The 3,139-nt window shown below is 73.4% G+C and carries 2 protein-coding genes; both read left to right on the top strand.

The genetic code is table 11. From position 1 onward, the window contains the following. The coding region (locus tag BI06_RS23570; RefSeq protein ID WP_051741658.1) for a threonine/serine exporter ThrE family protein at window positions 1–1,486 on the top strand (1,486 nt) is incomplete at its 5' end. A gap of 69 nt (window positions 1,487–1,555) precedes the next feature. Further along, on the top strand, window positions 1,556–2,689 hold the full coding sequence (locus tag BI06_RS23565; protein ID WP_199523338.1) for a hypothetical protein: 1,134 nt from the start codon (window positions 1,556–1,558) through the stop codon (window positions 2,687–2,689). Window positions 2,690–3,139: the final 450 nt, after the last annotated feature.

The raw sequence follows: 3,139 nt of genomic DNA, 5'->3' as shown, positions 1-3,139 counted from the left end.
GGCCGCCGGCTACACCCCGCCGCTCGGGATCCCGGTCGGCGCCCTCAGCCCCGGCGCGCCCGGTGAGGCGCCGTGGCCGGACCGGATGCGCACCCTGCTGCGCACCCCGATGTCCGAGCGCCCGGCCTTCGAACGGACCGCCCGCGAGCTGCACCCCTCGGTCGCCGCCGGCCGCAACGTCCCGCGCGTCCTCGACCTGACCCTGCGCATCGGCGAACTGCTGCTGGCCAGTGGCGAGGCCGCCGAGGACGTCGAGGCGGCCATGCTCGGCATCGCGCACGCCTACCGGTTGGACCGCTGCGAGCCGCAGGTCACCTTCACCCTGATCGGCATCTCGCACCAGCCCTCGCTGGTCGAGCCGCCGATCACCGCCGACCGGGTGGTGCGCCGCCGCACCTCCGACTACACCCGGCTGAACGCGGTGTACGAGCTGGTCGCGGACATCACCGCCGAGCGGGTGAGCGTCAACGACGCCTACCGCCGGCTCGCGGCGATCCGCCGCAACCGCCACCCGTACCCGGCCTGGATGCTGGCCCTGAACACCGGTCTGCTGGCCGGTGCGGCGACCTTCCTGGTCGGCGGGCGGATCGACGACAAGGCCTGGCTGGTCTTCCTCAGCGCCTTCGTCGCCGCCGTGCTCGGCGACCGGCTGGCCTCGATGATCGCCCGTCGCGGCCTGCCGGAGTTCTACCAGTTCGTGCTGGCCGCGATGCCGGCCGCGGCCTCCGGCATCGTGCTCTCCTTCAACGACCTGGGCCTGCGCGGCTCGGTGGTGATCACCGGTGGGCTGTTCGCGCTGCTGCCCGGACGCGCCCTGGTCGCCGCCGTGCAGGACGGTCTGACGGGTTTCTACATCACCGCCGCGGCCCGGCTGCTGGAGGTGATCTACCTGGTGGCGGGCATCGTCATCGGCGTGATGCTGATCCTCTATCTGGGGGTCGGCTTCCAGGCGAAGCTCAAGCCGGACGAGTCGCTGGTCGGGATCAGCTACCCGCCCGTCCAGATGGTCGCGGCACTGGTGCTGACCTGCGCCTTCGCGATGCTGCTGCAGACCGACCGGCGCTCGCTGGCCCTGGTCACCCTGAACAGCGGCATCGGCTGGGCCAGCTACGGGGTGCTGGCCTACAACGCCCAGCTCTCGCCGATCGTCGCGACCGGGGTGGCGGCCGGCCTGGTCGGCCTCTTCGGCCAGCTGATGGCGCGCTACCGCAACGGCTCCGCGCTGCCGTACGTCACCGCCGCGATCGGGCCGCTGATGCCCGGTTCGGCGCTCTACCTCGGCATGCTGTCGTTCGCCCAGGGCCACCCCAGCGGCGGCCTGGTCCAGATCACCAGGGCCGCGGCGATCGCCCTGGCGCTGGCCATCGGGGTGAACCTCGGCGGGGAGATCGCCCGGCTCTTCATGAAGCTCCCGGTCGGGGTCGAGCGGCCGTCGCTCGCCCCGGTGATCCCGCGCCGGGCGGCCAAGCGCACGCGCGGTTTCTGACGCCGATCGTTGGCCTCCGGGCCATGTCGTGGCAGACCGTACGCAGCACCAGGAACGAAGGTAAGACGCATGACCACACTGCTGGACGGCTATCGCGAGCACATCGTCGCCGCGCACAAGCAACCGCTGTTCCTGCTGCTGGTCGGGTTCATCACCTCGTTCGTCTTCATCCGGTTCAGCGTGCGGATGATCAGGGCCCAGGTCCGCTGGTGGCCCGGCAACGTGACGCCCGGCGGGCTGCACATCCACCACATGGTCTTCGGTCTGGGCTTCCTGCTGGTCGGCGGCATCGGGGTGTTCGCCACCTACGGCGGCCACCCGTGGATCGACCTCTTCGGCCTGCTCTTCGGCATCGGCTGCGGCCTGGTGCTGGACGAGTTCGCGCTGATCCTGCACCTGGACGACGTCTACTGGAGCGAGCAGGGCCGCAAGTCGGTGGACGCGGTGATCTTCGGCATCCTCTTCACCGGCCTGCTGCTGGTCGGCTACGTGCCGCTCGGTGCCGAGCCCACCGGGGAGACCAGGTGGGGCCTGGTCACGGTGATCTCGGTGAACGCGCTGGCCATGGTCGTCACCCTGCTCAAGGGCAAGATGTGGACCGGCCTGCTCGGCATCATGGTGCCCGGCCTCTCCTGGGTCGGCGCGATCCGGCTGGCCCGGCCCAGCAGCCCCTGGGCGCGCTGGCGGTACGCCGGGCGCCCGCGCCGCCGGGCCCGGGCGCTCCGGCGCGAGCGTCGTCTGCACCGGCGCGCGGACATCGCCCGCACCTGGCTTTTCGACCTGATCGCCGGGGCGCCGGACAAGGTGTCGGCGAACCACCCGGCCGCCCACCGGGTGGCCGAGCGGATGGCCGCCCGGGCCAGCGCCCACCTGGACGCGCACGCGGCCCGGGCGCTGACCCGGCGCTCCGCGCGGCTGGCCGACCGGCGCTCGGCGGCGGGCGGGGAGCACCCGTCGGGCAGTCACCGGACCTCCGGGGCGAACGGCAACGGGGGCGCCGCCGGCCACGGGGCGGCGTACGGCGGGCCGGGCGGCTACGGCGGGTCGGCCGATCAGGCGGGGCCGCGGGACGGGTCCCAGCGGCGCCGTCGCACCGTCCGGGCCGGCCGGGACCGGACGTACGCCGTCCGGCCGACCGGGCAGTCCCTCCGTCCGGGGCGACACCGCTGGTTGCGGCCGCGGACGCGTCGGATGAGCCGTTAGTTCGCATACCCTGGCCGCCCGGTCGGGACCGTACTGCGGTCGGATCATCAGATGGTCACCCGGCCGGCGGTGCGGACTTGAGGTGTGAAACCCGCCCGGCTTGAGAACATGGCGAGCAGTGACCGTCTTGTCACGGAACGGGATGTTTTGCCGCACCTCTCGGCGCCGGACGGGCGACGGGTGGGCGACGGTCCGGCGATCCGCCGGAACCGCTCGGCCCCCGCCGCGCCCGGTCCCGTCGCCGCCCCGGCCGCACCGCGGCGCGGGTGCGCGGCCGCTCCCTCGTGACCGTACGAAGGGATGAATCGTGGCGCGCAGATTCCTGCCGACCCTCCTGTTGTCCCTCACCGCCCTGCTCGGACTGCTCCCCGTCGCGGCGGCCGCCCCGGCGGAGCCGGGCGAGCCCAGCGCGGCCGCGGCCGAACCGTCCGGGGCCGGTTCCTCCGGTTC

The sequence above is a fragment of the Kitasatospora sp. MBT66 genome (assembly GCF_000710405.2).
Taxonomy (GTDB): Bacteria; Actinomycetota; Actinomycetes; order Streptomycetales; family Streptomycetaceae; genus Kitasatospora; species Kitasatospora purpeofusca.
The sequence above is the reverse complement of the archived record's forward strand: the minus strand, read 5'-3'. Positions and strand labels throughout refer to the sequence as shown.